General features: G+C 72.5%; 16 protein-coding genes. 9 read left to right on the top strand and 7 right to left on the bottom strand.

Annotated features, from left to right (window positions below; all coding sequences use genetic code 11):
* Positions 1-52 precede the first annotated feature (52 nt).
* On the top strand, positions 53-1,312 hold the full coding sequence (locus AB0C17_RS08585) for an Nramp family divalent metal transporter (RefSeq protein ID WP_357477534.1): 1,260 nt from the start codon (positions 53-55) through the stop codon (positions 1,310-1,312).
* A gap of 55 nt (positions 1,313-1,367) precedes the next feature.
* Here AB0C17_RS08585 and AB0C17_RS08580 read toward each other — a convergent pair whose 3' ends face one another.
* From AB0C17_RS08580 to AB0C17_RS08565, 4 genes are all read right to left on the bottom strand, one after another.
* Positions 1,368-2,312, bottom strand: a complete 945-nt coding sequence (locus tag AB0C17_RS08580) for an iron-siderophore ABC transporter substrate-binding protein (protein WP_357386968.1) — start codon at positions 2,310-2,312, stop codon at positions 1,368-1,370.
* A 32-nt stretch (positions 2,313-2,344) separates the two neighbouring features.
* Positions 2,345-3,232: an ABC transporter ATP-binding protein gene (locus tag AB0C17_RS08575; RefSeq protein ID WP_357477532.1), complete on the bottom strand. Its 888-nt coding sequence runs from the start codon at positions 3,230-3,232 to the stop codon at positions 2,345-2,347.
* Positions 3,229-4,281 (bottom strand): iron ABC transporter permease, encoded by a 1,053-nt coding sequence (locus AB0C17_RS08570; RefSeq protein ID WP_357477529.1) that lies wholly within the window; start codon positions 4,279-4,281, stop codon positions 3,229-3,231. Before AB0C17_RS08570 ends, AB0C17_RS08575 begins: the two co-directional genes overlap by 4 nt.
* 104 nt (positions 4,282-4,385) lie before the next feature.
* Positions 4,386-5,432 (bottom strand): iron ABC transporter permease, encoded by a 1,047-nt coding sequence (locus tag AB0C17_RS08565; protein ID WP_357386962.1) that lies wholly within the window; start codon positions 5,430-5,432, stop codon positions 4,386-4,388.
* A gap of 108 nt (positions 5,433-5,540) precedes the next feature.
* Between AB0C17_RS08565 and AB0C17_RS08560 the strand changes: the two genes are divergently transcribed.
* The 3 genes from AB0C17_RS08560 to AB0C17_RS08550 all read left to right on the top strand — a co-directional run bounded on the left by AB0C17_RS08560 (position 5,541) and on the right by AB0C17_RS08550 (position 6,848).
* Positions 5,541-5,990, top strand: a complete 450-nt coding sequence (locus tag AB0C17_RS08560; RefSeq protein WP_357477526.1) for a MerR family transcriptional regulator — start codon at positions 5,541-5,543, stop codon at positions 5,988-5,990.
* Positions 5,991-6,190: 200 nt separating this feature from the next.
* Positions 6,191-6,484: a hypothetical protein gene (locus tag AB0C17_RS08555; RefSeq protein WP_357477523.1), complete on the top strand. Its 294-nt coding sequence runs from the start codon at positions 6,191-6,193 to the stop codon at positions 6,482-6,484.
* A gap of 4 nt (positions 6,485-6,488) precedes the next feature.
* On the top strand, positions 6,489-6,848 hold the full coding sequence (locus tag AB0C17_RS08550) for a YciI family protein (protein WP_357386958.1): 360 nt from the start codon (positions 6,489-6,491) through the stop codon (positions 6,846-6,848).
* A gap of 6 nt (positions 6,849-6,854) precedes the next feature.
* Here AB0C17_RS08550 and AB0C17_RS08545 read toward each other — a convergent pair whose 3' ends face one another.
* Positions 6,855-7,328, bottom strand: coding sequence for a cytidine deaminase (locus AB0C17_RS08545; RefSeq protein ID WP_357469346.1), 474 nt, complete (start codon positions 7,326-7,328; stop codon positions 6,855-6,857).
* A gap of 140 nt (positions 7,329-7,468) precedes the next feature.
* Here AB0C17_RS08545 and hrpA point away from each other — a divergent pair, with 140 nt between their 5' ends.
* Positions 7,469-11,464, top strand: a complete 3,996-nt coding sequence (hrpA, locus tag AB0C17_RS08540) for an ATP-dependent RNA helicase HrpA (protein ID WP_357477520.1) — start codon at positions 7,469-7,471, stop codon at positions 11,462-11,464.
* 114 nt (positions 11,465-11,578) lie between these two features.
* On the opposite strand, the gene AB0C17_RS08535 is transcribed toward hrpA, so the two are convergent.
* Positions 11,579-12,514: a LysR family transcriptional regulator gene (locus tag AB0C17_RS08535; RefSeq protein WP_357390227.1), complete on the bottom strand. Its 936-nt coding sequence runs from the start codon at positions 12,512-12,514 to the stop codon at positions 11,579-11,581.
* A gap of 29 nt (positions 12,515-12,543) precedes the next feature.
* Between AB0C17_RS08535 and AB0C17_RS08530 the strand changes: the two genes are divergently transcribed.
* The 4 genes from AB0C17_RS08530 to AB0C17_RS08515 all read left to right on the top strand — a co-directional run bounded on the left by AB0C17_RS08530 (position 12,544) and on the right by AB0C17_RS08515 (position 16,808).
* Positions 12,544-13,275, top strand: coding sequence for a succinate dehydrogenase cytochrome b subunit (locus AB0C17_RS08530; RefSeq protein WP_357469352.1), 732 nt, complete (start codon positions 12,544-12,546; stop codon positions 13,273-13,275).
* A 1-nt stretch (position 13,276) separates the two neighbouring features.
* Complete coding sequence (locus AB0C17_RS08525) at positions 13,277-15,214, top strand: fumarate reductase/succinate dehydrogenase flavoprotein subunit (RefSeq protein WP_357477517.1); 1,938 nt, start codon at positions 13,277-13,279, stop codon at positions 15,212-15,214.
* Positions 15,211-15,963, top strand: coding sequence for a succinate dehydrogenase/fumarate reductase iron-sulfur subunit (locus AB0C17_RS08520; protein WP_357390223.1), 753 nt, complete (start codon positions 15,211-15,213; stop codon positions 15,961-15,963). Before AB0C17_RS08525 ends, AB0C17_RS08520 begins: the two co-directional genes overlap by 4 nt.
* A gap of 137 nt (positions 15,964-16,100) precedes the next feature.
* A complete protein-coding gene (locus AB0C17_RS08515) occupies positions 16,101-16,808 on the top strand; it encodes a helix-turn-helix domain-containing protein (protein WP_357477515.1) in 708 nt (235 codons plus the stop codon).
* On the opposite strand, the gene AB0C17_RS08510 is transcribed toward AB0C17_RS08515, so the two are convergent.
* Positions 16,794-17,927, bottom strand: coding sequence for an acyl-CoA dehydrogenase family protein (locus AB0C17_RS08510; protein WP_357477512.1), 1,134 nt, complete (start codon positions 17,925-17,927; stop codon positions 16,794-16,796). The genes AB0C17_RS08515 and AB0C17_RS08510 overlap by 15 nt on opposite strands.

Here is a 17,927-nt window from a genome sequence, read left to right as displayed (position 1 = left end):
CGGCACGAACCCGCCTGATCCGTCTCGTTCCGTCGCTCGTCAAGGAGCAGCAGTGGTCACGAACGACTCAGCTGTCGCGTCTCCGCTACGGACCGCCCGCGCCCCGCGCCCGGTACGTGGCCGGCTCATCCTGCTCGGGCCCGCCTTCGTGGCGGCGGTCGCGTACGTCGATCCCGGCAACTTCGCCACCAACTCCACGGCCGGGGCCCGGTACGGATACCTGCTGGTCTGGGTGGTGGTCGCGGCGAACCTGGCCGCCATGCTGGTGCAGACGCTCACCGCCAAGCTCGGTCTGGCCACCGGGCGCAGCCTGCCCGAACTGTGCCGGGAACACCTGCCCCGGCCGCTCAACCGGGTCATGTGGGCGCAGGCCGAACTGGTCGCCATGGCCACCGACCTGGCCGAGGTGATCGGCGGGGCGGTCGCGCTCTACCTGCTGTTCGGCGTACCGCTGCTGCCCGGCGGCCTGATCATCGGCACCGCCTCGTTCGCGATCCTGGCGCTGCGCGCCAGGGGCTTCCGTACGTTCGAGATCGCCATCGCGGTGCTGCTCGGCGTGATCGTGCTGGCGTTCGCGGTCAACCTGGTCAGCGCGCAGCCGGACGCCTCCGCCGCCGCGGCCGGGCTGCTGCCCCGGATGCAGGGCACCGACAGCATGCTGCTCGCCGCCGGCATCCTGGGCGCGACGGTGATGCCGCACGTCATCTACGTGCACTCGGCGCTGACCCCGAACCGCCTGCCGGCCGAGGGCGAGGCGCAGCGGCGGGTGATCGCCAAGGGCCTGCGAATCGACGTGCTCATCGCGCTGGGCATCGCCGGCGCGGTCAACCTGGCCATGCTGCTGGTGGCCGCGAGCAGCTTCCACGGCACCTCGATCCCCGGCACCGACACCCTCGAAGGCGTGCACGCCGGGCTCGCCACCGCGCTCGGCACGGCGGCGGCGGTCGGCTTCGCGGTCGCCCTGCTCCTGTCCGGCCTGGCCTCCACGAGCGTCGGCACGTACGCCGGTGAGATCATCATGCAGGGCTTCCTGCGCCGCCGGATCCCGCTGCTGGTCCGCCGGATGATCACACTGCTGCCCGCGCTGGCGGTGCTCGCGATCGGCGTCGACCCGACCCGCGCGCTGGTGCTGTCCCAGGTGGTGCTGAGCTTCGGCATCCCGTTCGCGCTGATCCCGGTCGTGCTGTTCACCCGCCGCCGGGACATGATGGGCGCCCTGGTCAACCGGCGGGCCACCACCGCCACCGCGGTGGCGATCACCGCGTTCGTGGTGGCGCTCAACGGGTTCCTGCTCTGGCAACTGGTGGCCTGAACACACCGCGCCCGTCCGGCCGGCGACGGCGGGACGGGCGCTGGCGTATCGGGGCTCAGGCGGCCAGGTGCTTCTCCAGGTCGTCCAGGATCTTGTTGGCGGCGCCCACGCCGATGCCGGTCATCCAGATCTCGTCGGAGACCACGTGCGCCTTGCCGGCCTTGACCGCGGACAGGCCCTTCCACAGCGTTCCGCCGGTGACCTTGGCCTGCTCGGCGGCGGCCTTCTCGCCGTACGCGGTCACGAACACCACGTCACCGTCGGCCTCGGCGATGCGCTCCGGGCTGACCCGGTCCATCCGCTTGTCCTCCTTGTCGGCGAGCATCTGCCGCTCGGGGCGGCCCAGGCCGGTGTCGCCGACGACGATGCCGGAGAACGAGTCCGGCCCGTACAGGCGGATCTCGGTCGGCATGAAGCGCACGATGGAGACCTTGCGGGATGAGGCGTCGCCGAGCTTCGCGCCGAAGTCCTTCGCCCGCTTCTCGTACTCGGCCAGCAGGTCCTTGGCCTGCTGCTCCTTGCCCAGCGCCGCGCCGTCGAGGAGGAAGTTCTCCTTCCAGGTGACGCCGACCTTCTCGGTGAACACGGTCGGGGCGATCTTGGCCAGCTCGTCGTAGAACTTCTCCTGGCGGAACTTGCTGCCCAGGATCAGGTCCGGGTTGAGCGCGTTGATCGCCTCCAGGTCCGGCTCGGTGAGCACGCCGACCTCGGTGATGCCGGCGAGCTTGTCCGCGCCGAAGTAGGTGGGCCAGCTCTTCGCCTCACCGGCGGTCGCCGCGCCGACCGGGGTCACGCCCAGCGACAGCGCGGTATCGATCTTGTCGGTGTCGAGCACGACCACACGCTTCGGCTCGGCGGGGACCTTCGTGGTGCCCATGGCGTGGGTGATCTCCCGGGTCTCCCCGGTGCCGGTGCCGGCGACGGGGTCGCTCTCCCCGCATGCGGTGAGGCCGACCCCGAGAGCGAGGGCGGCGGTGAGTGCGACGGCGAGACGACGCATGAGGTTCCTTTCGGTGGTGCGGGTCGGCGCGCTCAGGCGTCGCCGACGGGGGCGCCGGCCGTGGCCGGCGTGCCGGCCGGAGCGGCCGAGGTCTGGGTGGGCGCGGTCTGGGCCGGAGCGGCGTGGGTGGCCCCGGTCTGGGTGAGGGCCGGCACCACGAGCGGGGCGCCGCTGACCGGGCAGGGCACGACCACGCAGTCCAGGCCGAACACGTCGCGGACCAGGTCCGCGGTGAGGATCTCGCGCGGCTCGCCGGCGGCCACCACCGCGCCGTCACGCATGGCGATCAGGTGGTCGGCGTAGCGGGCCGCCTGGTTGAGGTCGTGCAGCACGGCCACCACGGTCCGGCCCCGCTCGGCGCGCAGCCGGTGCAGCAGGTCCAGCACCTCGACCTGGTGAGCCAGGTCGAGGAACGTGGTCGGCTCGTCCAGCAGCAGCGCGTCGGTGTCCTGGGCGAGCGTCATGGCGATCCACACCCGCTGGCGCTGCCCGCCGGAGAGCGTGTCCACCGCGCGGTCGGCCAGCGCGCTGACGTCGGCCAGCCGCATGGCCTCCTCGACCGCCAGCCCGTCCTCGGCCGACCACTGACGCCACCAGCGCTGGTAGGGCTGACGGCCCCGGCCGACCAGGTCGGCCACGGTGATCCCCTCCGGGACCAGCGGGCTCTGCGGCAGGACACCGAGCCGCCGGGCCACGTCGCGGGTGGGCAGGTCCCGGATCGCCGCGCCGTCGAGCAGCACCGCGCCGCGCCGGGGCGTGAGCAGCCGGGCCATCGTGCGCAGCAGCGTCGACTTGCCGCAGGCGTTCGGGCCGACGATCACGGTGAACGTGTCGGCCGGCAGGTCGAGGTCAAGTCCGTCCAGCACGGTGCGGCCCTCGTAGCCGACGACCAGGTCGCGGGTGGACAGCAGCGCGGTCACGACCGCCTCCCTCGGGTGCGCAGCAGCACGAAGATCAGGTACGGCCCGCCGATCGCGGCGGTCAGCACACCGGCCGGCAGTTGGGTGGGTGCCAGCAGCCGGCGGGCGCCCAGGTCGGCGAGGACCAGCAGCAACGCGCCCAGCAGCGCGGCGCAGAGCAACGGCGGGCGCTCGGCGCGGACCAGCCGGCGGGCCACCTGCGGGGCCACCAGCGCGACGAAGTCGACGGCGCCGACCTGGGCGGTCACCATGGCGGCAGCCAGTACGCCGGTGCCGGCCAGCCCCATGCGCCGGGCCACCGGCCGCAGGCCGATCCCCCGCGCGGTGTCGTCGTCGAGCGCGCTGCTGCGCAGCGCCCACCCGGCCCAGAGCAGCACCGGCAGCAGCACGGCGAGCGTGCCGGCGATCCAGGCCGCCTCGCTCCACCCCTTGCCGGCGAGCGTGCCGATCAGCCAGATCTGCGCGCGCAGCCCGTCGATCGGGTCGGCGGTGAGCATGACCACCTCGATCAGCGCCCGGAACGCGAACGCCACAGCCACACCCGCCAGCACGAACCGCTGAGCCGCGAGGCCGTGCCGGGCGCCGAGCGCGAACACGGCCACCGCGGCGGCCAGGCCGCCGAGCAGCGCCGCCGGCGCCACCAGCACCGCCGCCGCGCCGCTGGTCAGCGCGATCGTCGCGGCCAGCCCGGCACCCTGGGTGACACCGATGACGTCGGGGCTCGCAAGCGGGTTGCGGGCCACGCTCTGGATCAGCGTGCCGGCCACGCCGAAGGCCGCCCCGGCCACCGCCGCGAGGACCGCGCGAGGCAGTCGCAGGTCGCGCACCACGAGGTCGTACGGGGTGCCGGCGCCGGAGAGCGACCGCACCACGTCGACCGGGGCGACGTACGGCGTACCCAGGGACAGGCTGACCACCACCGCGACGCAGAGCAGCACGAACAGGACAAGCGCCACGACAAGGGGCCGCCACCGGAACGGCACCACCACCGCCCCGGCCCGCAACACCCCACGCCCGGGGCCGCCACGCTCACTCCGCTGATCTTGCACTTTGGGCCCCCGAGATGCCGGGATCACCCTTTTCGCCGGGGCAGCAAGTGCAAGATCGCCGGAGCCGGGGGCGGGGCCGGGGCCGGGGGTGGGGTGGGGGGTGGTCATGTGGTCACCGTCTTGGCTCGGTGGACCAGGAAGGCCAGGAGCGGGGCGCCGAGCAGGGCAGTGATGATGCCGGCGGGGATCTCGCCGGGCGGGGAGACGAGACGGCCGGCCACGTCGGCAGCGAGCAGCAGCGCGGGACCGAGCAGCGCGGCGACCAGGAGCGTCCACCGCTGGTCCGCGCCGACCAGTGCCCGGGCCAGGTGCGGCACCGCCAGCCCGACGAACGCGATCGGCCCGGCGGCGGCCACCGCCGCGCCGGTGAGCAGCACGCCACCGGCCCCGGCGGCGAGCCGGACCAGGGCGACCCGGTGCCCGAGCCCCCGGGCCACGTCGTCGCCGAGGGCGAGCGCGTCCAGGCCGCGGGCGGCGAGCGCGGCCAGCAGCACCCCGGCCACCACGAACGGCAGCACCTGCCCGGCGACGGCGACGCCCCGGCCGGTCAGCCCGCCGACCACCCAGAAGCGGTACTCCTCGAACGTGCGGGCGTCGATGGTGAGCAGCGCGTACACCATGGCGCCGAGACCGGCGTCGAGCGCGGCGCCGACCAGCGCGAGGGTGACCGGGCTGGCGCCCTCGCGGGTGCGGTTGGCGATGGCGAACACGAGCAGCCCGGCGAGCAGCGCGCCGGCGATGCCGAACCAGACGTACCCGGCGAGCGTGCCCACACCGAACACGGCGATGGCCAGCACCACCCCGAACGACGCCCCGGCGCTGATACCGAGGATCCGCGGCTCGGCCAGCGGGTTGCGGGTGACCGCCTGGAACAGCACGCCGGCCAGCGCCAGCGCCAGGCCGACGACGAGCCCGAGGGCGGTACGCGGCAGCCGCAGTTCCCGGACCACGACGCTGGCGTCGCCGCCGTCCGGGGCCACCAGCGCGTGCCACACCTGGTCGACGGGAAGGTGCCGGCTGCCGAGCGCCAGGCTGGCGAGCAGCGCCAGCAGGAGCAGGAGCGCCGCCGCCACGGTGACCGCGACGCGGCGGACGGTGCCGCGGCGGACGGGAGTCCCGGCCCGCGCGGGCCGGACGGCGACGGTGGTCACGAGAGAGGTTCGCCTTCCGATTAGGTGCGCCTTACCTTAGCTGACCAGGTAAGGCGAACCTAAGCGGGCGCTGTCGATGGGGTTGCGCCTCCACCGAGGGGAGGCGCGATGGTGGTCGGCATGGACGGTGCGGAGCGCTACTCGATCGGTGACCTGGCCCGGCGGACCGGGCTGCCGGTGAAGACCATCCGGTTCTGGTCCGACAGCGGCATCGTGCCGCCCACCGACCGGGGACCGGCCGGCCACCGGCGCTACGACGCGGCGGCGGTGGCCCGGCTCGACCTGGTGCGGACGTTGCGCGAACTGGGTGTGGACCTGCCCACCGTGCGCCGGGTGGTGGCGCGCGAGGTCACCCTGCCCGAGGTCGCCTCGGCGCACGCGGACGCGCTGACCGCGCAGATCCGCCTGCTGCGGACGCGCCGCGCGGTGCTGACCGTGATCGCCCGGCGCGGGGCCACGCCGTCCGAGGCGGACCTGCTGCACCGGCTGGCCGGCCTGGCCGCACGGGAGCGACGGCGACTGGTCGACGAGTTCCTCGACGCGGCGTTCGGGGCCTGAGCGAGCCGGCGTTCGCGGGCATCCGCCGATCGCTCACGCCGGAGCTGCCGGACGATCCGGACGACGGCCAGATCGAGGCGTGGACGGAGCTGGCCGAGCTGGCCCTGGACCCGTCCTTCCGGGCCGGGCTGCGCCGGCTGGCCGAGCAGCACGCGGCAGATCGGGCCGGCGCCGAGGGCGTACGCCGGGACGTGGTCACAGTGATCCGGGAGGAGGTGGCCCCGGCGCTCGCCGACGGCGTCGAACCGGCCTCGCCCGGGGCCGGCCCGGTCCTGGCCCGGGCGGCGAGCCGGTACGCACGGCTCTGCGACGTGCCGGACGACGCCGACCTGCGCCTCCGGATGCTGGACCGGTTGCGGACCGCGCGCGATCCCCGCCGGGAGCGGTACCTGGAACTGCTCTGCGTGGTCAACGGCTGGCCACCGCCCGAGAGCCTGGCGCCGGTGCTGGACTGGTCGATCCGGGCACTGCGCGCCCGGCAGCCCCTAGCCTGAGGGCATGCGATTCGACAGGCACACTGTGGTGCTCCTGGTCCGCCCGGACGACGCACCCGAGCTGCCACAGGACGCCCTCGACCGGATTCAGGACGCCCACCTGGCGCACCAGGCCGGGCTGGTGGAGCAGGGCGCGGTGCTCGCGGCCGGACCGTTCCTGGACGGCGACGACGGGCGGATCCGCGGTTTCGCGGTGCTGTCCGTCGACCCGCAGACGGCCCGTGAGCTGTACGCGAACGACCCGGCCGTCCGGGCGGGACGGCTGGTCGCGCGGGTGAGCAGCTGGATGGTGCCGGAGGGTCAGGTCCGCTTCGAGCAGGTGCCGGTCCCCCGCTCGATGCTGGAGGCCGCGGCCGGCGACTGAGGCGGGTCAGTCCTCCGTTGCCTGCCGGCTTCCCGGCACCACGGGCGTCGGCCACACCCCGGCGCGGGCGGCCACCGGCACCTCGACCTGGTGGTCGGACCAGACGTACGTCTCGGGCAGCAGGTCGGCGATCGGGATGGCGCGGAGCCCGTCGGGCGGGCCGAGGATCACCTTTATCGACGGGAAGTAGTCGAGCAGCACCTGACGGCAGCGCCCGCACGGCGGAATGACGCCCCGCCCCCGGTCCCCCACCGCGACGATCGCCTCCAGCTCGCCCGCGCCCTGGGTCGCGGCGGCGCCGAGGGCCACCACCTCGGCGCACGGGCCGCCGGTGAAGTGGTAGACGTTCACGCCGCTGAACACCCGGCCGTCGGTGCTGCGTACGGCGGCGGCGACTGTGTGGTTGTCGCTGCGGCAGCGCAGCTTCGCGACGGCGGTGGCGGCCTGCACGAGCGCCCGGTCGGTGTCCCGCATGATCATCCCCGCCCCTCGTCGGCCTCGTCCGTCGGCCTCGTCGGCGGCAACCTTATCCGGCGGGGACGGCCCGGCCGGGGAGGGCACGCCCAGCGCCGGTAACCCGGGAGCGGTCCGCCGCGCGGCTGCCTATCCTTGGCGACGACATGCAGAATCCAGCCGTACCCGCCGCCCCTGAGACCGCCCGCGACCTGCACCGCCGCCTCGCCCCCCTGATGTTCCGCGACCAGCGGCGGCTCCAGCGGCGGCTCGACGGCGTGCGCAAGCTGCGCGACCCGCAGCGGCGGGAGGCGGCGCTGGCCGAGATCGCGGCCGACGTGGCCCGGGCCGAGGCGCGGCTCCAGGCCCGCCGCGCGGCAGTGCCGGCGATCACCTATCCGCCGCAGTTGCCGGTCAGCGAGCGCAAGGACGACATCGCCGCCGCGATCCGCGACCACCAGGTGGTGATCGTGGCCGGTGAGACCGGTTCCGGGAAGACCACCCAGCTGCCCAAGATCTGCCTGGAGCTGGGGCGCGGGATCACCGGCCTGATCGGGCACACCCAGCCCCGCCGGCTGGCGGCCCGCACCGTCGCCGACCGGATCGCCGACGAGCTCGGCACCGAGCTGGGCGACGTGGTCGGCTACAAGGTGCGCTTCACCGACCAGGTGGGCGACAACAGCCTGGTCAAGCTGATGACCGACGGCATCCTGCTGGCCGAGTTGCAGACCGACCGGATGCTGCGGCAGTACGACACGCTGATCATCGACGAGGCGCACGAACGCAGCCTCAACATCGACTTCATCCTCGGCTACCTCAGGCAGCTCCTGCCCCGCCGGCCCGACCTCAAGGTCGTCATCACCTCGGCGACCATCGAGACGGACCGGTTCGCGAAGCACTTCGCCGACGCCGCGGGCGAGCCGGCGCCGGTGGTCGAGGTGTCCGGGCGTACGTACCCGGTGGAGGTCCGCTACCGGCCGCTGGTCGAGGTCACCGAGGCCGAGGAGGAGGACGAGGCCGACGAGGAGAACGTCCGGGACCAGATCCAGGCCATCGGCGACGCGGTCGAGGAGCTGGCCGCCGAGGGGCCGGGCGACATCCTGGTGTTCCTCAGCGGCGAGCGGGAGATCCGGGACACCGCCGACGCGCTCGGCAAGCTGGTGCAGTCCAAGCGGTCGCTGCTCGGCACCGAGATCCTGCCGCTGTACGCCCGGCTCTCCACCGCCGAGCAGCACCGGGTCTTCGCCGCGCACTCCAACCGCCGGGTGGTGCTGGCCACGAACGTCGCGGAGACCTCGCTGACGGTGCCCGGCATCAAGTACGTGGTGGATCCGGGCACCGCGCGGATCTCCCGCTACTCCAGCCGGCTCAAGGTGCAGCGGCTGCCGATCGAGCCGGTCTCGCAGGCCAGCGCCAACCAGCGCAAGGGCCGCTGCGGGCGTACCTCGGACGGCATCTGCATCCGCCTCTACGACGAGCAGGACTTCACCTCCCGCCCCGAGTTCACCGACCCGGAGATCCTGCGCACCAACCTGGCCTCGGTCATCCTCCAGATGACGTCGATCGGGCTCGGCGACGTGGCGGCGTTCCCGTTCATCGACCCGCCGGACCGGCGCAACGTCACCGACGGCGTCAACCTGCTGCACGAGCTGGGCGCGCTCGACCCGGCCGAGTCCGACCCGGCGAAGCGGCTCACCGCGCTGGGGCGGCGGCTGGCGCAGCTCCCGGTCGACCCCCGGCTGGCCCGGATGGTCCTCGAAGGCGAGCGCAACGGCTGCGCCACCGAGGTGGTGGTGATCGCCGCCGCGCTGTCCATCCAGGATCCGCGCGAACGCCCGGTCGACAAGCAGGCCCAGGCCGACCAGGCGCACGCCCGGTTCGCCGACAAGGAGTCCGACTTCGTCGCGTACCTGAACCTGTGGCGCTACCTGCGGGAGAAGCAGCGGGAGCTGTCGTCGGGCGCGTTCCGCCGGATGTGCAAGGCCGAATACCTCAACTACCTTCGGGTACGCGAGTGGCAGGACATCGTCAGCCAGTTGCGCCAGGTGTTGCGTACCGCCGACAAGGGTGAGGGCCGGCGCGGCGCCGGCGCCGACCTGCCGGAGGAGATCGACACCCCGAAGGTGCATCAGTCGCTGCTGCCCGGCCTGCTGTCGCACCTCGGTCTCAAGGACGCGCAGAAGCACGAATACCTGGGCGCGCGGGGCGCGAAGTTCGCGATCTTCCCCGGGTCCGCGCTGTTCAAGAAGCCGCCGCGCTGGGTGATGGCCGCCGAGCTGGTGGAGACGTCCCGGCTGTGGGGCCGGGTGGCCGGCCGGGTCGAGCCGGAATGGGTCGAGCCGCTCGCGCAGCACCTGGTCAAGCGCAGCTACAGCGAGCCGCACTGGGAGAAGAGGCAGGCCGCGGTGATGGCCTACGAGAAGGTCACGCTGTACGGCATCCCGCTCGTCACCTCCCGCAAGGTGAACTTCGGGCGGATCGACGCAGGTCTGAGCCGGGAGCTGTTCATCAGGCACGCCCTGGTCGAGGGCGACTGGCAGACCCACCACCAGTTCTGGCGGGACAACCAGAAGCTGCTGACCGAGATCGAGGAGCTGGAGAACCGGGCCCGGCGCCGCGACATCCTGGTCGACGACGAGACCATCTTCGCCTTCTACGACCAGCGCATCCCCGCCGACGTGGTCTCCGGCCGGCACTTCGACTCGTGGTGGAAGAAGACCCGCCGGGAGCGGCCCGACCTGCTGACGTTCACCCGTGAACTGCTCGTCAACGACGGCCGGGGCGGGGTGGACGAGGAGGACTTCCCCGACGAGTGGCGGGCCGACGGCGTGACGCTGCCGCTGACGTACACGTTCGACCCGACAGTGCCCACCGACGGCGTCACAGTGGACATCCCGCTGCCGCTGCTCAACCAGGTGCCGGCGGAGAGCTTCGACTGGCAGGTGCCGGGGCTGCGCGAGGAGCTGGTGATCGCGCTGATCCGGTCGCTGCCCAAGCCGGTGCGGCGCAACTTCGTGCCGGTGCCCGACTACGCCCGCGCCGCGCTCGCCGCGATCACCCCGGGCGAGGAGCCGCTGCTCGCCGCGCTGACCCGGCAGTTGCGCCGGATGACCGGCGTGACCGTACCGGCGGACGCGTGGGACCTGGGCCGGCTGCCGCCGCACCTGCGGGTCACGTTCCGGGTGCTCGGCGACGACGACAAGCCGGTCGCCGAGGGCAAGGACCTGCCGGCGCTGCAACGCGAGCTGCGCCAGGAGGTACGCCAGGTGGTGGCCGCCGCCGCGCCGGACGTGGCCCGTACCGGGCTGACCGGGTGGTCGATCGGCACCCTGCCGCGCACCATCGAGCAGGTACGCGCCGGCTTCGCGGTGACCGCGTACCCGGCGCTGGTGGACGAGGGCGCGACGGTCGGGGTGAAGGTGTTCGACTCGGCCGCCGAGCAGGAGGCGGCGCACTGGGCGGGCACCCGGCGGCTGCTGCGGCTGACGACGCCGTCACCGGCGAAGTTCCTCCAGGGGCGGCTGAGCAACGAGGCGAAGCTGGCGCTGTCCCGCAACCCGCACGGCAGCGTGCCGGAGCTGATCGAGGACGCGGCCGGGGCGGCGATCGACAAGCTGATCGGCGACGCGGGCGGCCCGGCCTGGGACGCAGAGGGTTTCGCCGCGCTGCGCGACAGGGTGCGCGCGGACCTGGTGGACACCGTGGTCGAGGTGATGGATCGGGTACGCCGGGTGCTCGCTTCCGCGTACGCGGTGGAGCAGCGGCTCGGCGCCACCCGCAACCTCACGGTGGTGGCCGCGCTGGCGGACATCCGCAACCAGCTCACCGGCCTGGTGCACAAGGGTTTCATCACCGAGACGGGGTACGCGCGCCTGCCCGACCTGCTGCGCTACCTGACCGCGATCGAGCGCCGGCTGGACCGGCTTCCCGGCAACCCGCAGCGCGACAAGCAGCAGCAGGACCGGGTCGCCGTGGTGCAGAAGGAGTACCAGGACATGCTGGCCGCGCTGTCTCCGGCCCGGCGCCAGGAGGCGGCGGTCCGCCAGATCCGCTGGATGATCGAGGAGCTGCGGGTGAACGTCTTCGCCCAGGCCCTGGGCACCCCCTACCCGGTCTCCGAGCAACGCATCTACCGAGCCATGGACGACGCCGAGTCCCGCTGACGCCACCCGCCGCGCGCCGCCGCGCTCGTCGATCTTGCACTTGGTGCCCCCGCGCTGGGGCATTCACACCTTTCGCCGGGGCCGAAAGTGCAAGATCGCGCGGGAGAGGGGGCCCTAGAGGGGTTCTACGCCTGGGGGGAGTTCGGCGGTGGCGGTGGCGTCGTGGACGTACTCCAGGAGGATGCGGCGTAGTTCGCGCCCGGCGTGGGTGGGCACCACGTCGCGGCGGCGGGCGACCGCTATGGTCCGGCGGACGCCGGGCGGCACGAGCCGGGTGACCCGGATGCCGGCGCGGCGGGCCACCACGATGCCGGGCACCAGCGCGACGCCGAGCCCGGCCTCGACGAAGCTGAGCACCGCGTCCATCTCCCCGCCGTCGACGGACAGGGTCGGCTCGAAGCCGGCCGCGCGGCAGGCCTGGAGCGTGGCGTCGCGCAGGTCGTAGCCCTCGCGGAACATGACGAGCGGCTGGTCGCGCAGGTCGGTGATGCGCAGCTCGCCGGTGGCCGAGGCGCCCGGCAGCGGGTCGACCGAGGCGACCACCAGGCTCTCCCGCAAGATCGGGTCGGCGCGCAGCCCCGGGTCGGTGCCGGCCGACGGCATGATGATCAGCGCGAGGTCGAGGCCGCCGCGGAGCAGGTCCCGGACGAGGTCCTGCGAGCCACCCTCCTCCACGCGCAGGTCGACGGTGGGGTGCGCGTCGCGGAACCGGCGCAGCACCGGTGGGGCGAGCGAGGTGGCGAGGCTGGGCGTTGCGCCGAGGCGGACCCGGCCGCGCCGCAGCCCCACCAGCTCCTGGACCTCGCGGGTGGCGGTCTCCACGTCGGCCAGGATCCGTTTGGCCAGCGGCAGCAGCACCTCGCCGGCCGCGGTGAGCCGGATGTTGCCCCTTACCCGCTCGAACAGCGGGGCTCCCAGGTCGGTCTCCAGCGCGTGAATTTGCTTACTCAACGAGGGCTGGGTTATGCCGACAAGATCGGCCGCCTGGGTGAAATGTCGTACTTCGGCGACCGCTACGAAGTACCGGAGCTGATGGAGCTGCATCACCATAGCTTACGGCTATCGATGCTGCGATTTCGATGCATTGGACGCCTGATCGAAGTGCTCCTAGCGTCGACCGCGTGGTAATCACGAAAACTCGGTCGCCCATCCGCTCGAACGTCGGCCTCAAGGCCGTCATGGCGGTGACGGGCATCATTCTTGTGCTGTTCCTGATCGCCCACATGGTCGGCAACCTGAAGATCTTCACGGGCGAGACGTCGTTCGACCACTACGCGCACTGGCTGCGGGACATCGGCACGCCGCTGCTGCCGACGACCTGGTTCCTGTGGATCCAGCGCACGGTGCTCACCGCCGCTGTCGTCGGGCACATCGGCGCGGCCACCGTGCTCGCGATGCGGTCCCGGGCCGCCCGCCCGGTCCGGTACGCGCACCGCCGCAAGATCCACGTGAACTACGCGGCCCGCACGATGCGCTGGGGTGGTGTGATCATCCTGCTCTTCGTGATCTACCACATCCTCGACCTGACCACGGGTCACCTGAACCCGCAGGGCGACCCGTCCAACCCGTACGGCAACGTCGTCGCGGGCTTCGCGCCGGAGCGCTGGTACGTCACGCTCTTCTACACCCTCGCGCTGGTGACCCTCGGCTTCCACCTGCGCCACGGCGCCTTCAGCGCGTTCCGCAGCCTCGGCCAGCAGACGCCCAAGGGCGAGCGCCGGGCCCGGATCGCCGCGCTCGTCTTCGCCGTCGCGCTCGTCGGCGGCTACCTGCTGGTCCCGTTCGCCGTGATCACCGGATTGGTGTCCTGACATGGATCTCTACACCGAGGGCGACCCGATCGCCGACACCCGGGCCCCGGACGGCCCGATCGAGACGCGGTGGGAGCGCCACCGCTTCGAGATGAAGCTGGTCAACCCGGCCAACCGCCGGAAGATGACGGTGATCGTGGTCGGCACCGGCCTGGCCGGCGGCTCCGCCGCCGCGACGCTGGCCGAGCAGGGCTACCGGGTGCGGTCCTACTGCTACCAGGACAGCCCGCGCCGCGCCCACTCGATCGCGGCGCAGGGCGGCATCAACGCCGCCAAGAACTACCGCAACGACGGCGACTCGGTGCACCGCCTCTTCTACGACACGGTCAAGGGCGGCGACTTCCGCTCCCGTGAGTCGAACGTGCACCGGCTGGCCGAGGTGTCGGTGAACATCATCGACCAGTGCGTGGCCCAGGGCGTGCCGTTCGCCCGCGAATACGGCGGCCTGCTGGACACCCGTTCCTTCGGCGGCGCCCAGGTGCAGCGCACCTTCTACGCCCGGGGCCAGACGGGCCAGCAGCTGCTGCTCGGCGCGTACCAGGCCCTCGAACGGCAGATCGGCCTGGGCAACGTGGAGATGAACGCCCGCCACGAGATGCTCGAACTGGTGATCGTCGACGGCCGGGCACGCGGCATCGTGGTCCGCGACATGGTCACCGGCGAGATCAGCACCGAGATGGCCGACGCGGTCGTGCTCGCCACCGGCGGCTACGGCAACGTCTTCTACCTCTCCACGAACGCCAAGGGCTGCAACGTCACCGCCTCCTGGCGGGCACACCGCAAGGGCGCGTACTTCGCCAACCCCTGCTACACGCAGATCCACCCGACCTGCATCCCGGTCTCCGGCGACCACCAGTCGAAGCTGACCCTGATGAGCGAGTCGCTTCGTAACGACGGCCGGGTGTGGGTGCCCAAGGCCAAGGGCGACCAGCGCAGCCCCCGGGAGATCCCCGAGGACGAGCGGGACTACTACCTGGAGCGGATCTACCCGTCCTTCGGCAACCTGGTCCCCCGCGACATCGCCTCCCGCGCCGCGAAGAACGTGTGCGACGAGGGACGTGGCGTGGGCCCGACCGGCCTCGGCGTCTACCTCGACTTCGCCGACGCGATCAACCGGCTGGGCCGCCAGGCCATCGAGGCCAAGTACGGCAACCTCTTCGAGATGTACGAGCGGATCACCGGCGAGGACCCGTACGAGGTCCCGATGCGGATCTACCCCGCCGTGCACTACACGATGGGCGGCCTCTGGGTCGACTACGACCTCCAGTCGTCGATCCCCGGGCTGTTCGTGATCGGTGAGGCAAACTTCTCCGACCACGGCGCGAACCGGCTCGGCGCCTCGGCGCTGATGCAGGGCCTGGCGGACGGCTACTTCGTGCTGCCGAACACGCTCGCCAACTACCTGGCCTCCTCCGGCCCGCTGGAGAAGGTCGACGCGAGCCACCCCGAGGCGGTCGCGGCGCGTACCGACGTCGAGGACCGGATCAAGCGGCTGCTGGCGATCAACGGCGACCGCACCGTCGACTCGTTCCACCGCGAGCTGGGCCAGATCATGTGGGAGCACTGCGGCATGGAGCGCTCCGAGGCCGGGCTGCGCAAGGCGATCGACGAGATCCGCGCGCTGCGCGAGCAGTTCTGGCAGCGGGTGCGCGTGCCTGGTGACGGCGAGGGCCTGAACCAGTCGCTGGAGAAGGCCGGCCGGGTGGCCGACTTCTTCGAGCTGGCCGAGCTGATGTGCATCGACGCGCTGCACCGCGAGGAGTCCTGCGGCGGCCACTTCCGGGCCGAGCACCAGACCCCGGACGGCGAGGCGCAGCGCGACGACGAGCGGTTCGCCTACGTGGCGGCCTGGGAGTACACCGGCACCGGTGAGCCCGTGCTGCACAAGGAAGACCTGACCTTCGAATACGTCCACCCCACGCAGCGGAGCTACAAGTGAACCTGACCCTGCGCATCTGGCGCCAGACCGGCCCCGAGGACAAGGGTCGGATGGTCACCTACCCGGTGCGGGACGTGTCGCCGGACATGTCCTTCCTGGAGATGCTCGACGTGCTGAACGAGCGGCTGATCCTCGACGGCGAGGAGCCGGTCGCGTTCGACCACGACTGCCGCGAGGGCATCTGCGGCATGTGCAGCCTCATGATCAACGGTGAGGCGCACGGCCCGCAGCGCGGCACCACCGCCTGCCAGCTGCACATGCGGCAGTTCTCCGACGGCGACACGATCGACATCGAGCCGTGGCGGGCCCGGGCCTTCCCGGTCGTCAAGGACCTGGTGGTCAACCGCAACGCGTTCGACCAGATCATCGCGGCCGGCGGTTACGTCACCGCGCCGACCGGCAGCGCCCCGGAGGCGCACTCGGTGCCGGTGCCGAAGGCCGACGCGGACGCGGCGTTCGAGTCGGCGGCCTGCATCGGCTGCGGCGCCTGCGTGGCGGCCTGCCCGAACGGCTCCGGCATGCTGTTCACCGCCGCGAAGATCACCCAGCTCTCGCTGCTGCCGCAGGGCCAGCCGGAGCGCTACACCCGGGTGATCGGCATGGTGGACGCGCACGACGAGGCCGGCTTCGGCGGCTGCACCAACATCGGCGAGTGCGCGGCAGCCTGCCCGAAGGGCATCCCGCTGAACACCATCGGCCGCCTCAACCGGGACTACCTGAAGGCGACCGCCAAGCGCTCCGGCTCCTGACCGGACACCGCACGACAGACGCGACCGCCGCGCCCCGCATCCGCCGGGCGCGGCGGTCGCGCTCGCGCGGGGGTACGCCCCGGCGATTGGTACGGTGAAGCGCCAACCGCGTCACCGTCTCTCCCGGGAGGGCACCCATGGCCCGGACCGCTGCGGCGCAGGCGTCCTCCCCCGAGGCGGGTCACGGCGGACCGGCCGGCCCGCCGGAGTCGCTGCTGGAACGCGCCTTCACCGAGGCGTTGCAGAGCGCCGACGACACCGACGAGGTGGCGACCCGGATCCTCGACGCGGCCTACGAGCAGTTCTGCCGGATGGGCATCCGCCGCTCCACGATGGAGGACGTGGCCCGCCGGGCGGGTGTCTCCCGGATCACCGCGTACCGCCGGTTCGCCACCAAGGACCGGCTGGTCGAGCAGGTCGTCCGCCGCGAGTTCCGCCGCTACTTCGACCGGTTCCTGGTCGACATCCAGCAGGCGGCCACCGTCGGCGACCGGGTGGTGCTGGGCTTCGTCAGCGCGCTGGACGCGATCCGCCGCAACCCGCTGATCGGCGGGCTGATGACCGTCGAACCGGACGTGCTCATCCCCTCGATGATCAGCGACGGCGGGCGGACCCTGGCCACCGTGCAGCGGTTCGTCGCCGGGCAACTGCGCCGCGAGCAGCGCGCCGGCACCATCGCCGCCACTGTCGACGTGGAGGTGGTGGCCGAGCTGATGACCCGGCTGTCCTGCTCCTTCCTGCTGACCCCGAGCCACGTCATCGACCTGGACGACGCCGACGCGCTGCGGGAGATGGCCCGCCGGTTCCTCGTACCCATGCTGGAGCCCGGCTCACAGGCCGAGTGACCGGCCGATCACCTCCTTCATGATCTCGGTGGTGCCGCCGTAGATGGTCTGCACGCGGGCGTCCAGGTAGGCGCGGGCCACCGGGTACTCGCGCATGTAGCCGTACCCGCCGTGCAGCTGGAGGCACCGGTCCACGACGCGCTGCTGCAGCTCGGTGCACCACCACTTCGCCATCGCCGCCGTCTCCGCGCTCAGGTCCGGCGCGACCAGGCAGTTGTCGACGAAGACCCGGCCCAGGCGCAGCTCGGTGGCGAGTTCGGCGAGGACGAACCGGTTGTGCTGGAAACTGCCGATGGGACGGCCGAACGCCCGGCGCTGCCTGCAGTAGTCGAGCGTCTGCGCGAACACCGTCTCGGCGCCGGCGAGCGCCGCGACGGCTATCGACAACCGTTCCAGGGGCAGGTTGCGCATCAGGTAGGCGAAGCCCTCGCCCTCCGCGCCGAGCAGGTTGGCCACCGGTACGCGGACGTCGGCGAAGAACAGCTCGGCGGTGTCCTGCGCCTTCTGCCCGAGCTTGTCGAGGTTGCGCCCACGCTCGAAGCCGGGCATGCCGCGCTCGACCACGAGCAGGCTGATCCCCCGCCGCCCGGCGCCGGGGTCGGTACGGGCCACCACGATCACCAGGTCGGCCAGGATGCCGTTGCTGATGAACGTCTTCTGCCCGTTGAGGACGTAGTCGTCGCCGTCGCGTACCGCCGTGGTGGTGATGCCCTGAAGGTCGCTGCCGGCGCCCGGCTCGGACATGGCGACGGCGGTGACGATCTCGCCGGAGCAGAAGCCCGGCAGCCAGCGCTGCTTCTGCTCCTCGGTGGTCAGGTCGGTCAGGTACGGGCCGATGATGTCGTTGTGCAGGCCGAACGCCGGACCACTCGCGCCCGCCCGGGCGAGTTCCTCGGTCAGGACGGCGTGGAACCGCCGGTCGGTGACCCCGGAGCCGCCGTACCGCTCGTCGACGAAGAACCCGAGCAGCCCGGCTGCCCCGGCGGCCCGCCACACGGCGCGGTCGACGATGCCGTCTGCCTCCCAGCGCTCGTGGTGCGGGGTGATCTCCTTGTCGATGAAGGCGCGCACCAGTTCGGCGAACGCGAGGTGGTCGGCGGTGAAGATCGCGCGGTCCAT

The sequence above is a fragment of the Micromonospora sp. NPDC048887 genome (assembly GCF_040649715.1).
Taxonomy (GTDB): domain Bacteria; phylum Actinomycetota; class Actinomycetes; order Mycobacteriales; family Micromonosporaceae; genus Micromonospora.
The sequence above is the reverse complement of the archived record's forward strand: the minus strand, read 5'-3'. Positions and strand labels throughout refer to the sequence as shown.

Coding starts and splice junctions, on each gene's coding strand:
- AB0C17_RS08580 (WP_357386968.1), bottom strand. CDS start 2,312: ATGCGTCGTCTCGCCGTCGCACTCACCGCCGCCCTCGCTCTCGGGGTC.
- AB0C17_RS08560 (WP_357477526.1), top strand. CDS start 5,541: ATGGTGGTCGGCATGGACGGTGCGGAGCGCTACTCGATCGGTGACCTG.
- AB0C17_RS08550 (WP_357386958.1), top strand. CDS start 6,489: ATGCGATTCGACAGGCACACTGTGGTGCTCCTGGTCCGCCCGGACGAC.
- AB0C17_RS08545 (WP_357469346.1), bottom strand. CDS start 7,328: ATGATCATGCGGGACACCGACCGGGCGCTCGTGCAGGCCGCCACCGCC.
- hrpA (WP_357477520.1), top strand. CDS start 7,469: ATGCAGAATCCAGCCGTACCCGCCGCCCCTGAGACCGCCCGCGACCTG.
- AB0C17_RS08535 (WP_357390227.1), bottom strand. CDS start 12,514: ATGGTGATGCAGCTCCATCAGCTCCGGTACTTCGTAGCGGTCGCCGAA.
- AB0C17_RS08530 (WP_357469352.1), top strand. CDS start 12,544: ATGCATTGGACGCCTGATCGAAGTGCTCCTAGCGTCGACCGCGTGGTA.
- AB0C17_RS08525 (WP_357477517.1), top strand. CDS start 13,277: ATGGATCTCTACACCGAGGGCGACCCGATCGCCGACACCCGGGCCCCG.
- AB0C17_RS08515 (WP_357477515.1), top strand. CDS start 16,101: ATGGCCCGGACCGCTGCGGCGCAGGCGTCCTCCCCCGAGGCGGGTCAC.
- AB0C17_RS08510 (WP_357477512.1), bottom strand. CDS start 17,927: ATGGACCGCGCGATCTTCACCGCCGACCACCTCGCGTTCGCCGAACTG.